The following is a 16,334-nucleotide window of genomic DNA, read 5'->3' as shown; positions in this document are numbered from 1 at the left end:
GTAATGTTTGAAATGTTGCTCTTTCATTCGGAGTTCATGTTTTGCACTGTAGGGATACAGGTTTTAAATAAGCTTAATATCGTGATATTTATCATTGAAAAAATACGCATGTTTAACGCTCTAATGCATTACATTGAATTGACCAATGTTCAGAAAAATGAATCTCCTTCCTTTCCATTTCATGTCTAAAAATGTCTGCTAATTAGCAGTTGTATTTAGACGTTTTTTGTCATACAATGCATCTAATGCTACGGACTCGGTCTTAGAAACAGTAAGGTTTTAGACGGTAAATAGGACGTGGTTTCTTTGTATATTTACGAATCGTGGAACTACTGTGTAGTCGTTCGATCAACCACGTCAGTCTGAAAATTAATAATGTTTGGGGGCAGTTTTCCGGATCATTAGCATTTGATGACGAACATATACGAAGGGGAGCGTTCTTTTGGAATCGAAACAATTAACGAGAGGGCTGAAGCCACGACACGTTGAGTTGATTGCGCTTGGGGGCACGATTGGCGTTGGCTTGTTTATGGGATCGGCAAGTACGATAAAATGGGCAGGTCCTTCGGTGCTGTTGGCTTATCTCTTAGCTGGGATTATTATGTTTTTTGTCATGCGGATCATGGGGGAAATGCTGATTCTTGAACCGGTGACGGGCTCATTTGCTACCTTTGCTCATAAATACATCAGCCCTTTGGCTGGTTTCTTGACCGCTTGGAGCTATTGGTTCTTATGGGTTACTGTAGGGATGGCGGAGGTCACTGCGATTGGGGTATATGTGGGCTACTGGTTCCCGGATATCCCGCAATGGTTGCCGGCTTTGGCAGGTGTAATTATTATTGCGCTGGCCAATTTGGCGGCTGTGAAATTTTATGGAGAATTTGAATTCTGGTTTGCGATGATTAAGATTATCGCAATTATCTTCATGCTAGTGGTTGGTACGGGGATTATCTTTTTTGGCCTCGGTAACGGCGGACAGCCGATAGGTCTATCCAATCTAGTCAGCCATGGTGGTTTTTTTGCAGGAGGGCTAAAAGGGTTCCTATTTGCACTCTGTATTGTAACGGCGGCTTACCAGGGGATTGAGATGGTGGGCATTACAGCGGGTGAAGCAGAAAATCCGAAAATGACCCTGCGAAAAGCCATTAAAAACATCATCTGGCGTATTCTGATTTTTTACGTAGGGGCAATCTTTGTCATTGTTACGATTTATCCTTGGAACCAAATTGGCGAGATTGGCAGCCCGTTTGTTCTGACTTTTGCCAAGGTAGGAATTGTGGCTGCTGCGGGTATCATTAACTTTGTTGTACTTACAGCTGCGATGTCAGGTTGCAACAGTGGTATTTATAGTGCGGGCAGAATGTTATATACATTGGCTAAGAATGGACAAGCTCCTAAGTTCTTCGGAAAAGTTTCGGCAAGCGGCGTCCCTAGAAATAGTATAATAACGACCATTTCCTTGCTGCTGGTAGGGGTATTATTTAACTACTTAATGCCTGATTCCAAACTGTTTCTGTATATTTACAGCGCCAGTGTTCTCCCAGGTATGGTACCGTGGTTTGCATTAGCCATCAGTCAATTTAAATTCCGGAAAAAGTGGAAAAACGAAATGGAAGGTCATAACTTTAAGTCTCGGTTTTTCCCGATTAGTAATTACATCACCATTATCTTTCTGTTGCTCGTAATTGTTGGAATGTGGTTTAACCCGGACACACGCTTATCGTTGATTGTCGGGGCAACATTCATGGCGATCGTCGTTGTTGGATATTTTATCTTTGGTATAGGAAAGCGGCAGAGAATTGAAGAGTTAGAAAAAAACGAATAGGCTGCTCAAGATGTAGTATTTGCCGAGCGTAATTCAGATTACCTGAGTTGCGCTCGGCTTTTCTTTTTATATGAAGAGGTATAGAGCAATGGAAAGGCTGTAAGTGAGGTGAAAAAGTGTGTGGCTAACCTGTTCGCACTACAAGGGTGAATATAAATACAAAGAAAGTGAGAAGGGAAACGGAGAAGTTCATTATTGCCATACTCTTACGATGAGCCTTAAATTCTGAAATGCCGGACAATAAAAACACAAGTCCTATAAAAAATTGTGCGATGGTGTATGCGTGCTTATAAGTATCCGGGTATACGAGGGATAAAAGGGACGAAACCATAGCAATTACAGCAAATATTAAAGTGAGAATTCGGTAGATATCCATTTTCTTGAACATAGATAAGTGCACCCTTCCTTAAATAACGCCAAGTGTATTATCTATTCTAAAGGTCAGACCGTGGGACTTCAAATAAATAGAAAAAAAGGAGTAGGCGGAATGTTGCAAGATAAAAACAAGGACCATTCGGATGTGTGTGAAGTTCCTAGGTCATGAGCTTCGTTTTTCGCTTTCGGGTTAGAAATTATAAGCGTGCAGGAGTAGTACCGAGGATCGCAGTATTCTAAAAGTCAACAGGAAATTTGCCCATTTTCAGCGTGATAATCACGTCTTTAGTTCAGAAAACAACGTATTACTATAAAACAAACCGAGCTTAATCAGGAGGATGGTCCAGTATTCCCTCATTTTTATTTCTGATAAGATGAATTCCATATTATTGAAGATACCATTGGCCTGCGAGGATACATGTGAAGCTTAGTCTATCGTAGGTATGGATGGCAGAATGATACACCAAGAAATGAGGAAAACATCAGATGAAGGTGAAAAAGTACATTATTTTGATGACTGCTGTCATGAGTTTATCTGCTATGCTGGCAGCATGCGGTGACTCCAAGAAACAAAATGAAGGTGAGGCTACGACTGGAGCGACTACGTCTACAGTTGCCACAGCTACACAGACACCCAAAGTGGATCATGATGTTGCAGGACAAGCGAGTGCGGAAGCTACTGCGAGCAGTACAATGGACAAAGCGACAAAAGCTGAGACCAACACAAAAACGTATGCAGACATGGCTAAAGAAGCAACGAAATCCGACCAGCAAGCAGGCCAAATAGGACTAAATACAACACAAGAGCAGCTCCTTTCCTTTGCGGATCGTTATGGGCTGGTACGGATGCCAAACCATCCCATTCGGCGGGTTTCCGATCCAACCGGAAAACATATCAACATCGCAAATTACAGCGACTCTGTTGTCAATTTATATACAGAAAAGCCAATTCACCCGAATACGGATGAGTTTATTCATGAGGCTTATACCTATTTTACAGAGGGAGTTGCTCCGGGAGAGACCTACAAGAAATGGGAGGAAACTTCTAATACAGAAAGAGGGCTCATCAAAATGCTCTACCTGTCACGCGAGGGACTTCTTATTTTAGAAGAAGCGATGAAGACGCATGATTACTCTACTCCATCAGTCCAAAATACGCTGGGCTTCTTTAAGGTTGCTTCGAAATTTGAGTCTATGATGCCTGTTGCACAGACGCCCACAGACATCAGTTTGTACAATATGTATGATCAACAAGTTAAACCAGAGTGGAAGAAACTGAGTGATATTAAAAACCCTGCGGCGAATGAAAAAGCCTTTGCTGCCGCCTATCAAAAAGCAAGAAACGAGACCAATAATCTCATGGGGTTGTTGAACATTATGGTGTCTACGGAAATGGAAAAACGTCTCAAAGCAGCAACTGATCCGCAGAAGACAGAAAAATAGAAAAGACATAATTTATCCACACTTACTTCTAATATTTAACTGTTAGTAGAATTATTGAAAAGCTATAATTCTAATGATGATTTGAGTGTACTTGAAGAAAAGAGGTTGTGGGTATGATGTTGAAAAAATGGCCAGTAGTATTCATGATAGGTATTATCATGCTGGTATCCGTAGGGTGGAACAGTGGAATATCTTATGCAAAATATTATTACGAATACTCTTGGGATCAGTACAAGGGGACTGAAATCAAGACCTACAGGCTGACACCGGTAGCCGGTAGAGCTGGATTTATGGATCAGGAAAAGGCCTTTGCTGCGATTAGCAAAACCCCGAATGTGTATGGAAAGTTCAGTGGCTACCGAACAGAGAAAACAACTGAATTTGCAATCAAGAGTGTAACGGATGAGGTTTATAAATATGCAGTTGTTGATTTTAATACCGACAAGGAGCCAGAAACTGTAGAATACATTAATCCAAAAGACGGAATTCCTCATACATGGAACGGAACCGATGAGATTCGAATTTTTATGAGAGGATCTGAGGCAGCTTCGTTGGCTGAGCTGTTTTATGAGGGAACTCCAAGTGAAGAACGCTATCATTTTAATGCTGACGATGTATACTTAGTTGCATTCTGGTCCAGCGCAGCAAAACCAATCACTGGAATGTCTGCTGAAGCACTAGTTGAGGAAGGCCCCTCTACGCTTATAAACCGAGAGTGGGTAGCTCAAATAAAAGACAAAGATCCTGCTGCTTATCCACAAAACGGATCTTTAAAGGGCTACTTTTATATTTATAAGGGCTCTGAGTTGAAAAAGGATTAGAAAGAGAAGACAGAATTTAATAAGTGCATCTTACACAAAAAATGAGATAACATTTTGTATTCAGACGAATGCGGATACAGGTGTCATCTCTTTTTTTGTTTGTATACATGAATAAAATGATAACCCAAAGGTGATAAATATTTAATTACCAATGAAAACCATTGTTTAGTGATAGGGAATTACGGCTTAAAAAAACATGCTGAATGAGCAGGACAGCAGATTGCTCAAACCACTTTTTTTGCTGGCTTTATTCAATCCTAGGGAGATTATTCCGATAAACCAAGTATATACAGTTTGGTGTTAACAGTAATGAAAAACCGTTTGAAAACAAAAGAGATTTATTTTCAAAGTTGATATGAAGGTACAGGTGAAAGTGGCCCAGTGCCATCTCGTAAAGGAGGTGTAATGATCTCAAATAATGAACTGTGAAAAAAGGTTGAAACAAATTAGGCATTACATGGCTGGTTTACTGGCTGTCTGGTTGTTCTGTATACATAGTGCGCCTGTTTTTGCGAACAGAGCCTTTAACGATATCGAACATTCCTATGCAGCTGATGCGATTGAGGCCATGGCTGCTCAAGGTTATGTTACAGGTTATCAGGATGGGAGCTTTCGACCTTTACATTTTATCTCGCGTCAGGAATGGGCAAGCATTTTTGCTAAAACCTTAAAGCGAACATCGAATAACAGAGGCGTAACTTCTTTTCGGGATGTGTCACCATGGGCCTTACCTTATGTACAGGCCTTGCAGGAAGAGAGCATTACGAAAGGGATTAGCGATCAATTATTTGGTGCCAGGCACAATATGACCCGTCAGGATATGGCCGTTTGGTATGCCCGGTATTTTGGTGTTACTGATGATACCCGATCTGCTGGAATATCCAGTTTTGTGGATCAATCAGATATATCAGACTATGCACAAACGAGTGTATGGCTAATGGAACGGTTGGAGCTGATCGAGGGGGATACGAATCACTATTTCCATCCTAAAGAGTCTGTGAGACGGCAGGACGCCACGCTGGTTGCTTATCGGATATGGCTAGGCGGTGACGGTCTGAGAGAACGTGCCAAACGTTTGCTGGAGTCATTAGGAAATGGAGCTGCAACGATGCCTCAGGCGACCAGCCAACAAGAATCGAAAAAGATTGCGGTCGATTTGACACCGGAAATTAGGCAACAACCTGTGAATTCGGAAATTGAGGAGCCTAAAAGGCATCGCCCAAGACCTGATTCACCAGTCTCCCCGGTGACACCAATAGAGCCGAAACCGGAACCGCCAGTGACACCGCCGAAACCGAAGCCGGAACCGCCGGTGATACCACCGAAGCCGAGACCGGACTCGCCAGTCACACCACCGGTGCCTAATCCCAAACCACCAGTAATTCCAGTAGATCCATCGGATCATTCTTCGGATTTTCTGGTAGATGAAGTCGTAATCAAGGCGGAGGAGCTGGTAAATCAGCCGGAAACGTACCCTTTGTATCAGCTATCCTTTCAGCTCTACCATGAAGGGCGTCCAGTAAGCATTCCTGCTGCCAGCGTCACAAGTGTTACGTACACATTTAGTGATGAGTTAGGCGTGTTTGATATACAAGGGAAAATCGCACATCCTGAAAATATTCCGGCTGCGGACAGCTTCATTCCTGTAGAGATGAAGGTCACTATTGCCAAACCTTATCAGGTCCTTACAGCTCAGACCAAGCTGATCGTGAAAGGGAAGACTCCGCCAGCAGAGCCACCGAACGTAATCAGGTCCGTATACTTGTCTACGTATACTATTTCAGAGGCGGCTGCTTTAGATCCCGCTGCTTGGAAAATGTCCTACGTATTTCATAATGCTAAAGGAGAGGTTATAGCTCCTGAAATGCTGCCGTCCGACTTGATACTTCGGGTAGAGGATTCCAGAGGAATATTTGACGAGGATGGAAAGATTGCCAATCTGCATTTGATTCCAGCAGTGAACTCAGCCATTCCATTAAAAATTGTGGTTGAGTCACCATCCCAGGGGATTCACTTCACATCTGATGCGGAATTAAGGGTAGAACCCGGAGAACGCAAGAAGCAATATTTTGCTGTCTCCATCATGCTGCAGGGAAGCGTGACTACCGTAGACCAAATCAAGCAATCTCGTCAATTGCTGATGGATCACTTTGGTCCCAACATCAAAGTGACGTGGGCGATGGAAAACGGATTTGTTTTTGTGGAATCGAACCGACCGCAGCTTAAACAGGTTCTGGATTACGTCGATCAGTATGGAGATGAAGTCGGGATACTGGCCGGGTATCCGAACCAGCAGAAGTTTCCTGTTTGGGAAGTAAAGATGGATGAGTGGCTGTACATGTACCGTTACAATGCATTCAATGAGCTACACCAATCTGGTTCGATGGGATCACCATCCGTGTTTGAAAGCATGGATACAGACCAATATCGGAAGTATCTGCCGAAATCATTGACCAGCTTTACGGTGAATCCTGAACAGACTCAATGGTTAAAAGATCACTATCGAATTACATCCGCGATGGGATGGTCGGCTACACAATATAATGTCAACGGCATGTATGGTGAGGGCTCACCTTTGATGCCTTACTGGTCTAATAAAGACAATCCGATTGTTCCCGCACAAGGAATTACTGATAATAGCGGTACCGTATTCATGAACTCGGTTACGATTGATCCGATTGGATCACGCTATACCAAAGATTCCTCACGCTGGACTCTTCATCCGGGTGACCCCTATGTGACGGAGACGGATGCGGCACCACAACTGTATATAGTACAGCAATATTTGGATAACCCTTATCAACGTATAAATACGGTAAACTACTTGTCCATTATTTTGGACATTAACGCACTTGCAAACACCCATAACATGGGTCCAATATGGGAGAACTTTGTGAATCATTTCCCGCTTGATCGCAAGGTCGAGATTGTGGGTGTGGACGGGCTGAAACAGGTTTATGAATCGGTAGCAGGATCCAATAATGATCATACCGAGTTTACGCTCATGTTTAGAGGCTCAGGTATTAAGACGGCTATGGATTCCAATAATTCACCAGCAAATCTGCGCTATTTGTGGACTGAAAATGCCTCACAGCGGATTATTTTATCCAAAGAGGATGGGGATGCGGAATGGTCTATTATTGACTTTACCGATTATACCCAAAAACCGGTTCCGAAGATGGATTACAACCTGGATGGTCACACGGACGTAAGCTATGTCACCGGAAGGAACTTCAAGCTAAGTCCAACGGCTCCTTTAACAGCAGATGAAATTCAGCGCGTGAAAGCTCGTTTGAAGGACATCTATTTCGTGGAAGAAGTGAACTATCAGTAAGTGTATGAAGTGATAAAACTTGTAGGACCTGAGTTTTATGAAAAGAGGGCGCCCCATAGCCATGGAAATGGCTGTGAAGCGCCCTTTGCTTTAAAGAAGGATATTCCGCGTTTTATACCCACTCCACAATCTGATCTACAGGTCGCCGAGTTTTGTCGCGCGGTTCGTTCAGGCGGTAGCCAAAAGCCACCATGCAAGAAATACCGAAATGCTCGGCATCCATAATGCCTTCTTCGGAAAGGATGCGTTCAATTTCTTGTTTATTAAAACCCTCGATCGGGCAGGAATCAATGCCGATTTGAGCTGCGGCAGTCATCATATTGCCCAGAGCGATATAGGTTTGTCGGCATGCCCACTCGAACATAGCTCTTTCATTTTCCTCAAGCGCAAAATCTGATTTTAGGAAGGCATCATATACCTTCTCTTTGCCTTGCATCACTTCAACAGGTAATTGCTGCACGTTTTCCATCATATTCTTGATATAATCGGATGAAGCTACCATATCTTTAGGCAATCTGGAGAGAATAAGTACGAAATGGCTTGCTGTTGGTAGCTGTTTTGTAGCCCCCCAAGAATAGGGCAGCAGTTTCTCACGCATCTCTTTACTTTGGACGACAACAAATTTCCAGGGTTCAAAGCCAAACGAGCTTGGAGATAAACGACCGGTTTCAAGAATAAACTCAAAATCGGAATCGCTAATTTTCTTATGACTATCAAATTCCTTTGTAGCATGTCTGAACTTGTATGCAGCTAAAATTTGATCTTTAGTGGTTGTTAGGGTTTCCATCGTGATTCCACTCCTTATGGATGTGATTGAAATTGACGCTTATCAAGTGCATGACTAATATTAGAATATATATGACCGTTTTGGAAGTACGCACATTAATGTGCTGTAGTATATAAAATGATACCAAGGAGGAGAAGGGCCAATGCGCAATCGGAAAGGCGGCTTTGGTGAGTGTACCGCTGGGAATGATCAGGCGTGTCCTGTTGAGTACACGTTGGATGTGATTGGGGGCAAGTGGAAAGGGATTATTTTATACCATCTCATGTATGGGACTAAGCGATTTAGTGATTTTCGGCGGATCTGTCCGGGAATTACCCAGCGTATGCTGACACTTCAATTGCGCGAGCTGGAAGAGGATGGTGTCGTTCACCGTGAAGTCTACCAACAGGTTCCGCCTAAGGTCGAATACTCTCTCACCGAATTTGGAGAAACACTGATCCCGATTATTAACTTGATGAAGGATTGGGGAGAAGAATATAAAACAAAACAGCGATCACCAGCAAGCAGCCTCCAGCAACCTAGCCCCAATGTGTAGGTTTTTGAGACGGCTTCACGAAAAGACCTGGCCAATATTTTGGCAGGTCTTTTTATTTTAGTAGTGAAATAATACAAAGTTCGCTTTTTAGTTGACAGCAAGGATGGCGCTTGATATATTTCTTACGATATTGATAATCATTATCATGTTGAGATAAGGCTATTCCATATTACATAGGGGGCTAATAGGTTGAGGAACAAATCGATTTTTATGCTGGCTACTTTGATGCTTGTATTGGCTGTATTTATCAGCGCATGCGGCGGAAATAACACTGGAAATAATCCCGTTTCAACTTCAGGAGATAAGCAAGAGTCGGCTTCTACTGGAGAGACAAGAAGCTTTAAAACGGTTAAAGGGGATATTCAAATTCCCGCTAAGCCGCAGCGTATTGTAACGGATTTTTACGGCGGAGAGCTGCTGTCCGTGGGTGCTAACGTGGTGGGTGTAGAGCCGACTGCGTTTAAAAATCCTTTTTTGACCGATTTGCTAAAGGAAAAAGGAACCAAAGAGGTGGGTGATCCGACCAATTTGGAAAAGACGCTGGAACTCAAACCCGATCTAATCGTGGTTATGAAGGATACCAATTATGAGGCTTTGTCTAAAATTGCACCTACCCTGTACATTCCGTACGGTACGACGACTAATATCTATGATACGGTCAAGATGTTCGGCGATATCACTGGGGAAAAGGAGAAGGCTGAGCAATTTATTGCTGCATTTGATAAAAAGGCTGCTGAAGGCCGTGCTCGTCTGAAAGGTGTTATTGACGAAAAGGCAACTTTCGGTTTGTATGAGCTGACGGACAAAAATGCACTTTGGATCTTTGGCGACAATGCGGGTCGAGGCGGACAGGCCGTATACAATGCGCTCAAGCTGAACATGCCGAAGAAGACAGCAAATTCCAAGGAACAAACCATACAGCTTTCAATGGAGGTACTGCCGCAGTATGACGCAGATTACATGTTCCTGACAACCTATGATCCAGATAAAAAGGGAACCGCGCTTAAGCAACTGAAATCGTCCGCTGTGTGGGGGAATCTGCCTGCGGTGAAGAATAATAAAGTGTTTTTTAATGATTTTGATACGTACTATCGCTACGATCCGATCGCTATTACCGGACAGATTGATATGGTTGTGGATATGCTGGTTGAAAGAGAGAAAGAGAATAAAGCTAAAAAATAGGTGTGAGATTCACCTGGAATAAGCACTTCACTACACGGACAACAGACCGCGGTGAGGTGCTTTTTTTGTTGAATTACTGAATAACGAAAAATGACAACACAAAGTATAATAAGCAAATATGTGATCTTTCAAGGAGTAATATACGCAAATTAGAAAGGAGGGAGTCTATTGGAAACATTCTCAACAAATGAAATCATTCAGGCTGATCTAATGGAAACATTTCATCGATTTTTCGGTTTAAATATAATTGAATCTGTGCCCATCCAACGAGGGTGGTTAAATCTAAAATGGAAAATCGCCACGAACAATGGGACTTTTTTATTAAAACAATATAATAAACAAAGATATAAATATTATAATTTTGATGATCTTTTGAGGGCGTTTTCTCAACAAAAAAGATTGCACGGGCTTGGTCTGGCCTGTCCACGGTTATTAAATCATGAGGGGCAGGTTTTTATGGAATCTGAACGGAGAGAACGCTTCCTAGTGATGGAATTTTGTCCAGGTACACTGGTTGCACCAGGGAAGGCTAATGTTTACCAATTATATGAGCTAGGCAAGGCAACTGGAAAAATGCACTGCTTGTTAAACGACGGTACGCTTAGGAGCAAAAATACCCCGAAACTTGTGCTTTCCAGCCGTAAGGAACGTTTAGCACATTGGGATTCAGTATGGAAACAAGCGAAGGAAGCTGATAAAAAAGAGCTTTTGGCTGATATCGAAACCCAGCGTAAAGCAACAGAAATGGTTAATATCGAGATGATAGATGCACTTACGCCCGGTTGGGCCCATCGTGACCTTTGGGCGGACAATGTCCTATTTAACAATGATATGCTCAGTGCAATTCTGGATTTTGATCGACTAGATTATGACTATCCACAGTTGGATATTGCCCGAGCAGTCATGTCTTTTGCTTGGGATAAGCAGTTAAAACTTCCCCTTGTTTCAGCATTTATGGCGGGGTACAGGGAAGAGCGTACGATGATAGAGGGCAGTTTAACAAGATCATTACAATGGCTGTGGTATATGGAAAGTGTTTGGTGGATCAACGTCAATATGGACGAACATTCTGTGCCTATCCGATTCGCTAAAGAAATGAACTGGCTTGCTAGAAATTATAAAGTTCTGCCTGACTTATTAGCAGATATGTAGAGCTTACAGAGATAGAAAACAAAGCGTCAAACAAAACGAGTAAGACTTCCTGCATACTATACGCAGTATATAGAAACAAAAGACCAGTCCAACATGAATCATGTTCGGACTGGTCTTTTATTTACTACTTCGTCGTAATTACGATAGTATCTTCTTTTTGTATCCAATCTACCTTGGCTCCCAGTGTTTCGCTGATGAGCCTCAATGGAAGATAACCAATACCGTTCACCATGAAGGGCGGATTGGTGAGTTCTACAGATTTACCGTTCACTTTTGTTTGGCTGGTTTTGAAATTTATTTCTAGAGAGACGGGGTGGTCTCCTGCCTTGGACTGATTCATTTTCGCTATTTTGCTGTTGTAATCATATGTGACCTCTGCCCCTAGTTTGTCAAATACGGAGCGGAGGGGAATAAATGCCTGGCCGTTGCGGGTAATCACACCGTTACTTAGAGGGACAGGTGTACCATTGAGACGGACGAGAATCGGCTTTTGCACAGGAACTGGCGTACTATAAAGAAATTCATAGTCGCCTATACCGAGTTGCGCGTGTTTGTTAACGCCCCACCCCCACAGGTCGCCGTTTGTTTTTTGCATGATGATGTGCCGTGGGCCTGCTTTGATGCTTTGAATATTTTTGGCAAGTAATGTAAAGGAGACATTGGAGGATAACTTTTCGCCATCTAGAGATGCAACATATACATTACCAGATGTGGTTAGAGCAAGGATGGAGCGTTCAACGAAAAAGGCGTCTTTAACATCCTTTACTCCTGTTAGCAGTATAGGAGTATTAGCATTGTGGTAGGTTGTATTGTCTAAGGCACCTGTAACGGTAGCCCCCCAGAACCATAGCCGACCTTGCTGATCAATGGCGAGATTGGAATACCTATTGGCCTTGATTGTCTTGATGCCTGATAAGGCATGAATTTGCGATACGGATAGAGTTTCGGACGGAGCTACATTTTTATCAAATTCTATGGGCCACGTCCACACGGTACCATCCTTTTTTAAAGCTATGTTTTTAGCAATTGCCGTAATATCCTTTAATGATGAAATAGGTTCGAAGCTCTGCAATGCTTTTGCGTTTTTCCATACACTTCCGTCTTTTCTTAGGAATATCCAGCGCTCCTCATTATCCGGTCTTTCCTCATAGTAACTATCTATATGGGCAACCTCGCCGATGCCAGACAGGGTTTGAAAACGACTAAAGATATTTTTATCTCCGAGTTGATCAGCTGAAAATACATTCCCTTCGTTGTTAAGAGCGAGCATATGATCACCCAAACTACTTACAGCTGCGAGGTTCTGTAGTCCTTCCAGAGGAACAAACTTCACGGATTCAGAAATATTGTTTCTAGGCACATACCATGCAGAGTGGTCTTGCAAGGTAAATACCAGATCGCCTTCGTTGATGATATTAGAGAATGTTTTTACAACGTTCGGCTTGCCCTCTATACGAGTCGGTACGGATTGATTATAGCCCCACAGCCACAAGCTTCCATCGGATTGAATCAGACTTCCGGAATCATAGGAGCGAATATGGGATGTGGAATCATCTCCGGCTGCCCATACACTGGGACTGAGCAGCAATAACGTGATTATACTGAGTAATAGAGTACGTCTTTTCATACGATTTTCCTCATTTCTTGATCAATGTGTATAAGAGAAAAAATGTTCTTAAAGAATATCTCTTATCCATAGACGAAGAAAGGATAGAAAAGTTTTCCATAAGTAATAAATTGCAATAAAATAACCTCCAAACCCAACGATTAAAGATGGGTTTGGAGGTTATTTGTAATCACCAAATAGGCAGAATATTTTGGTTATTACAACTTGCGCACAGTTATAAGCTGATTAATTAGCAATTCGACTGCGAACAGTCAATAAGGTTTGCTCTTTAATTTGTCCGATTTCACGGAGGAGTACGGCTGTTTTGGCTTCGTAGGATTGTTTGACATCCAAGTCCTTGAGCGAGGCAAGGTTAATATCAATGGTAAGCAGGGCCGATTGAGCGGCTGCTTCAAACAAAATCGCGCCGATGCCCAGATCAGAAATCACATTTTTATTGGATATTTCAACAATGTTGTAGGCTTGTGATAGTCCGTCCCGGCATACTTCCAGCAGGCGCATAGGGACCTCAATGGCAGCAATCACCGCTGTTTGTAAGGAATGGGTACGATAGCGCTTTTCTTCGTCTGTTTCTTTGGGCAAACGCAACGCGGTCATGTACTGTTCAAAGGATTGGATGTCTGCGGCCATCAGTTCCTCACAATGTGTAGACAATCTCTCCATGCTGCTAATGACTTGCGTCATTTGTTCACGGAATTGCGCGAATTTTTCTCCTTGTGAAAGGTTGGCGGTCATGGAGGTCATAGCTGCGCCTAGTGCCGCAGCCAGCGCGGATACACTTCCTCCGCCGGGGGTAGGCGCTGCACTTGCAGCTTCTTTCAGAAAATGTGCGATGGACTGATTCCACGACAGTTCACTCATGAATAAATCACCTCTCTGGAGTAATGTTGCAGACGTATCGCTTTGAGCAAGTTTTTGTACAAAATGGCAGTCGTTAAGGTACCCACACCGCCGGGAACGGGAGAAATGGCATGTACCTTTTCTACAACGTCCGGAGCAGCGTCACCCACGATTTTTCCCTCCAGCGTCTCATTAATTCCTGCATCCACGAGAATCAAACCTGGATGCACCATATCCTGCGTAATCACATCAGGGCATCCAACTGCGACGAAGGCAATGTCTGCATGGTTCAGATGCTCTGCAATATCACGTGTACCTGCATGACAGGCGGTGACGGTGGCATTTTCTCTTTGCAGCATGTGGAAAAGGGGAAGTCCCACCGTCTGCCCAATGCCCACGAGCGTGACATTTTTGCCTGCCAAGGAGTGGCCGTAATGCTTCAACAGTTCAATACAGGCTTGAGGTGTAGCGGGGTACAGCCCTGCGTCACCCGTAACGGTAGCCAGCTTGTTATCAGGTGTAATTCCATCAATATCCTTGTAGGGGGCGATGGATTGTTTAATAACGGAGGCGGAAAGATGTTGAGGAAGCGGGAGTTCCAGCATAATGCCATGTACATGGGATGCATCATTTAGGGTGCCGATCAGGTGCAGAAGCTCGGCTTCGCTTACATGACGATTAAAAGTATGGAGATGAAATGAGATGCCCAGCTTCTCTGCTATTTTTTGCTTGGTCCGTGCATAGTATGCAGATGCCGGATCACCTTCTACCAACAGGGTTGCCAGATGGGGACGGTGTCCTTGCTGTTTCATTTGCTCTACTTGGGAACGGATCGTTGCATACACTTGCTCAGCTGCTTCTTTGGATTTCATGATAATAGCCATAGTCCGAGCCTCCTCTGAATTTATCGCATAATAGAATCAACAGGGTGTCATGGTCTTAAAAAACGAAAAAAAGTATTTGCACAAGGTCGTCAAGACAGACGAATCCTCTGCAAATACTTCTCCCAGGCGAACGGTACGCTTTGTTTGTATGCTCCCTCGTGGTTGATTCCACTGACTTCGCCAGTCACATACAGCGTTATATATCTTACATTTTAACAAAAAAACAGCAGAAAGGAAACCCGCGAACATTTGGCAAACAGGTTTGGTTAGTTGTCTATATGACAAATGTCATATGCCCGAACTGACGTTTATGACTACAGCAGATACAGCGGTCTCCTTATACTGAGCTTAGATCAACATGTACGCCTGACAGGATCAAGGTATGGGCTGCATTTTAAAGGAGGATCATAATGGGTATGACACAACTCCCGTTAGCTCAATTGAAAAAAAATATGGCTCCCTACGAGAAAATAAACACGAAATCCAGCGTTCTGCAACTTATCAATACCTTGGGACCGCTGATCCTATTGTGGTATGCCGCTTATCTTAGCCTGGCGGTTTCTTACTGGCTTACGCTTCCAATTACCATTATTGCGGCAGGCTTTGTGGTACGGACGTTTATTATTTTTCATGATTGTGGTCATCAATCTTTTTTCAAAAGTCGCAAGCTGAACGATATTGTGGGAACGATTACAGGGATTATTACGCTCTGCCCTTATCACCAATGGAAAAATAGTCACGCGATCCACCATGCAACCAGCAGTAATCTGGATAAAAGAGGCACAGGTGATATGTGGGTGCTCACGGTAGAAGAGTACACAGCGGCTTCCACATGGACACGGCTGGCCTATCGTATATATCGAAATCCTTGGGTTATGTTCGGGCTAGGTCCGATCTATACTTTTTTGATTTCCTATCGGTTTAATGTCAAGACAGCCAAACGTAAGGAAAAAATAAACACTTATGTGACGAATATATCCATCGTTGCATTGTATGCACTGTTGTGCTGGGCTATTGGCTGGCAGGCATTCCTTCTGGTACAGACGCCTATCTTTTTTGTCTCTGGTATGTTGGGAATCTGGCTGTTCTATGTGCAACACCAGTTTGAGGATTCGTATTTTGAGCATGATGAAGAGTGGAGTTATATTAATGCGGCTGTAGAAGGCAGCTCTTACTACAAGCTCCCTAAAGTATTGCAATGGATTACGGGCAATATTGGTTTTCATCACGTTCATCACCTGAGCCCGAAAGTACCAAATTACAATTTGGAGAAAGCTCATGAAGCCACACCGTTGCTGCAAAAGGCGACCACGATCACAGTGAGTAGCAGTCTGCAATCTTTGAAATTCCGACTGTGGGATGAAAGTACCAAAACCTTTCTGACCTTTAAACAAGTAAAGCCGCTGCTTAGCAAACGTGTTGGCGCTTCAAAACCCATCCCCACACCTGTTGTAGGCACGGATAGAAAATAGACGTTGTACGGAAATTGGTATGTTAAGATAAGGATATCTAAAGTAGAAAAGGGTGGC

Annotated in this window: 13 protein-coding genes and 1 riboswitch; of the genes, 8 read left to right on the top strand and 5 right to left on the bottom strand. The window is 43.2% G+C overall.

The genetic code is table 11. The features are described 5' to 3' along the window. Positions 1-442 precede the first annotated feature (442 nt). Positions 443-1,825 (top strand): amino acid permease, encoded by a 1,383-nt coding sequence (locus KSP24_RS16155; protein ID WP_025677367.1) that lies wholly within the window; start codon positions 443-445, stop codon positions 1,823-1,825. Positions 1,826-1,949: 124 nt separating this feature from the next. Here KSP24_RS16155 and KSP24_RS16150 read toward each other — a convergent pair whose 3' ends face one another. After that, a complete protein-coding gene (locus tag KSP24_RS16150; RefSeq protein WP_254207850.1) occupies positions 1,950-2,156 on the bottom strand; it encodes a DUF3953 domain-containing protein in 207 nt (68 codons plus the stop codon). 530 nt (positions 2,157-2,686) lie between these two features. Between KSP24_RS16150 and KSP24_RS16145 the strand changes: the two genes are divergently transcribed. The 3 genes from KSP24_RS16145 (at position 2,687) to KSP24_RS16135 (ending at position 7,798) form a co-directional block, all read left to right on the top strand. After that, on the top strand, positions 2,687-3,643 hold the full coding sequence (locus tag KSP24_RS16145) for a hypothetical protein (RefSeq protein ID WP_216975779.1): 957 nt from the start codon (positions 2,687-2,689) through the stop codon (positions 3,641-3,643). Between the two features lie 113 nt (positions 3,644-3,756). After that, entirely contained in the window at positions 3,757-4,464 is a 708-nt protein-coding gene (locus tag KSP24_RS16140; RefSeq protein ID WP_216975777.1) for a hypothetical protein, read from the top strand. 418 nt (positions 4,465-4,882) lie between these two features. After that, positions 4,883-7,798, top strand: a complete 2,916-nt coding sequence (locus tag KSP24_RS16135) for an S-layer homology domain-containing protein (protein ID WP_216975775.1) — start codon at positions 4,883-4,885, stop codon at positions 7,796-7,798. Positions 7,799-7,910: 112 nt separating this feature from the next. Here the strand turns inward: KSP24_RS16135 and KSP24_RS16130 are convergent, their stop codons facing one another. Further along, positions 7,911-8,585, bottom strand: a complete 675-nt coding sequence (locus KSP24_RS16130) for an NAD(P)H-dependent oxidoreductase (protein ID WP_025677374.1) — start codon at positions 8,583-8,585, stop codon at positions 7,911-7,913. Between the two features lie 142 nt (positions 8,586-8,727). On the opposite strand from KSP24_RS16130, the gene KSP24_RS16125 reads away from it, so the two are divergent. From KSP24_RS16125 to KSP24_RS16115, 3 genes are all read left to right on the top strand, one after another. Beyond that, positions 8,728-9,120 (top strand): winged helix-turn-helix transcriptional regulator, encoded by a 393-nt coding sequence (locus KSP24_RS16125; protein WP_013369546.1) that lies wholly within the window; start codon positions 8,728-8,730, stop codon positions 9,118-9,120. Positions 9,121-9,309: 189 nt separating this feature from the next. Continuing rightward, a complete protein-coding gene (locus KSP24_RS16120) occupies positions 9,310-10,302 on the top strand; it encodes an ABC transporter substrate-binding protein (RefSeq protein WP_216975773.1) in 993 nt (330 codons plus the stop codon). Positions 10,303-10,470: 168 nt separating this feature from the next. Continuing rightward, entirely contained in the window at positions 10,471-11,454 is a 984-nt protein-coding gene (locus KSP24_RS16115) for a phosphotransferase (RefSeq protein ID WP_019686220.1), read from the top strand. 124 nt (positions 11,455-11,578) lie between these two features. On the opposite strand, the gene KSP24_RS16110 is transcribed toward KSP24_RS16115, so the two are convergent. The 3 genes from KSP24_RS16110 to KSP24_RS16100 all read right to left on the bottom strand — a co-directional run bounded on the left by KSP24_RS16110 (position 11,579) and on the right by KSP24_RS16100 (position 14,805). Continuing rightward, positions 11,579-13,081, bottom strand: a complete 1,503-nt coding sequence (locus KSP24_RS16110; protein WP_216975771.1) for a stalk domain-containing protein — start codon at positions 13,079-13,081, stop codon at positions 11,579-11,581. A 225-nt stretch (positions 13,082-13,306) separates the two neighbouring features. Next, positions 13,307-13,942 carry a cyclodeaminase/cyclohydrolase family protein gene (locus KSP24_RS16105; RefSeq protein WP_216975769.1) on the bottom strand — a complete coding sequence of 212 codons (636 nt, stop codon included), beginning with the start codon at positions 13,940-13,942 and terminating at the stop codon, positions 13,307-13,309. Then, the gene (locus KSP24_RS16100; protein WP_216975768.1) at positions 13,939-14,805 is read right to left on the bottom strand and encodes a bifunctional 5,10-methylenetetrahydrofolate dehydrogenase/5,10-methenyltetrahydrofolate cyclohydrolase; all 867 of its coding nucleotides are present in this window, start codon (positions 14,803-14,805) and stop codon (positions 13,939-13,941) included. Before KSP24_RS16100 ends, KSP24_RS16105 begins: the two co-directional genes overlap by 4 nt. A 113-nt stretch (positions 14,806-14,918) precedes the next feature. After that, positions 14,919-15,003: riboswitch (ZMP/ZTP riboswitch) on the bottom strand. 212 nt (positions 15,004-15,215) lie between these two features. Between KSP24_RS16100 and desA the strand changes: the two genes are divergently transcribed. Continuing rightward, entirely contained in the window at positions 15,216-16,277 is a 1,062-nt protein-coding gene (desA, locus tag KSP24_RS16095) for a Delta(5) desaturase DesA (RefSeq protein WP_040102073.1), read from the top strand. The last annotated feature ends 57 nt before the right edge of the window (positions 16,278-16,334 follow it).

The organism is Paenibacillus sp. AK121 (assembly GCF_019042715.1).
In the GTDB taxonomy this organism is placed as follows: domain Bacteria; phylum Bacillota; class Bacilli; order Paenibacillales; family Paenibacillaceae; genus Paenibacillus; species Paenibacillus polymyxa_C.
The sequence above is the reverse complement of the archived record's forward strand: the minus strand, read 5'-3'. Positions and strand labels throughout refer to the sequence as shown.

Coding starts and splice junctions, on each gene's coding strand:
- KSP24_RS16125 (WP_013369546.1), top strand. CDS start 8,728: ATGCGCAATCGGAAAGGCGGCTTTGGTGAGTGTACCGCTGGGAATGAT.
- KSP24_RS16130 (WP_025677374.1), bottom strand. CDS start 8,585: ATGGAAACCCTAACAACCACTAAAGATCAAATTTTAGCTGCATACAAG.
- KSP24_RS16105 (WP_216975769.1), bottom strand. CDS start 13,942: ATGAGTGAACTGTCGTGGAATCAGTCCATCGCACATTTTCTGAAAGAA.
- KSP24_RS16100 (WP_216975768.1), bottom strand. CDS start 14,805: ATGGCTATTATCATGAAATCCAAAGAAGCAGCTGAGCAAGTGTATGCA.
- desA (WP_040102073.1), top strand. CDS start 15,216: ATGGGTATGACACAACTCCCGTTAGCTCAATTGAAAAAAAATATGGCT.
- KSP24_RS16140 (WP_216975777.1), top strand. CDS start 3,757: ATGATGTTGAAAAAATGGCCAGTAGTATTCATGATAGGTATTATCATG.
- KSP24_RS16145 (WP_216975779.1), top strand. CDS start 2,687: ATGAAGGTGAAAAAGTACATTATTTTGATGACTGCTGTCATGAGTTTA.
- KSP24_RS16110 (WP_216975771.1), bottom strand. CDS start 13,081: ATGAAAAGACGTACTCTATTACTCAGTATAATCACGTTATTGCTGCTC.
- KSP24_RS16150 (WP_254207850.1), bottom strand. CDS start 2,156: ATGGTTTCGTCCCTTTTATCCCTCGTATACCCGGATACTTATAAGCAC.
- KSP24_RS16135 (WP_216975775.1), top strand. CDS start 4,883: ATGAACTGTGAAAAAAGGTTGAAACAAATTAGGCATTACATGGCTGGT.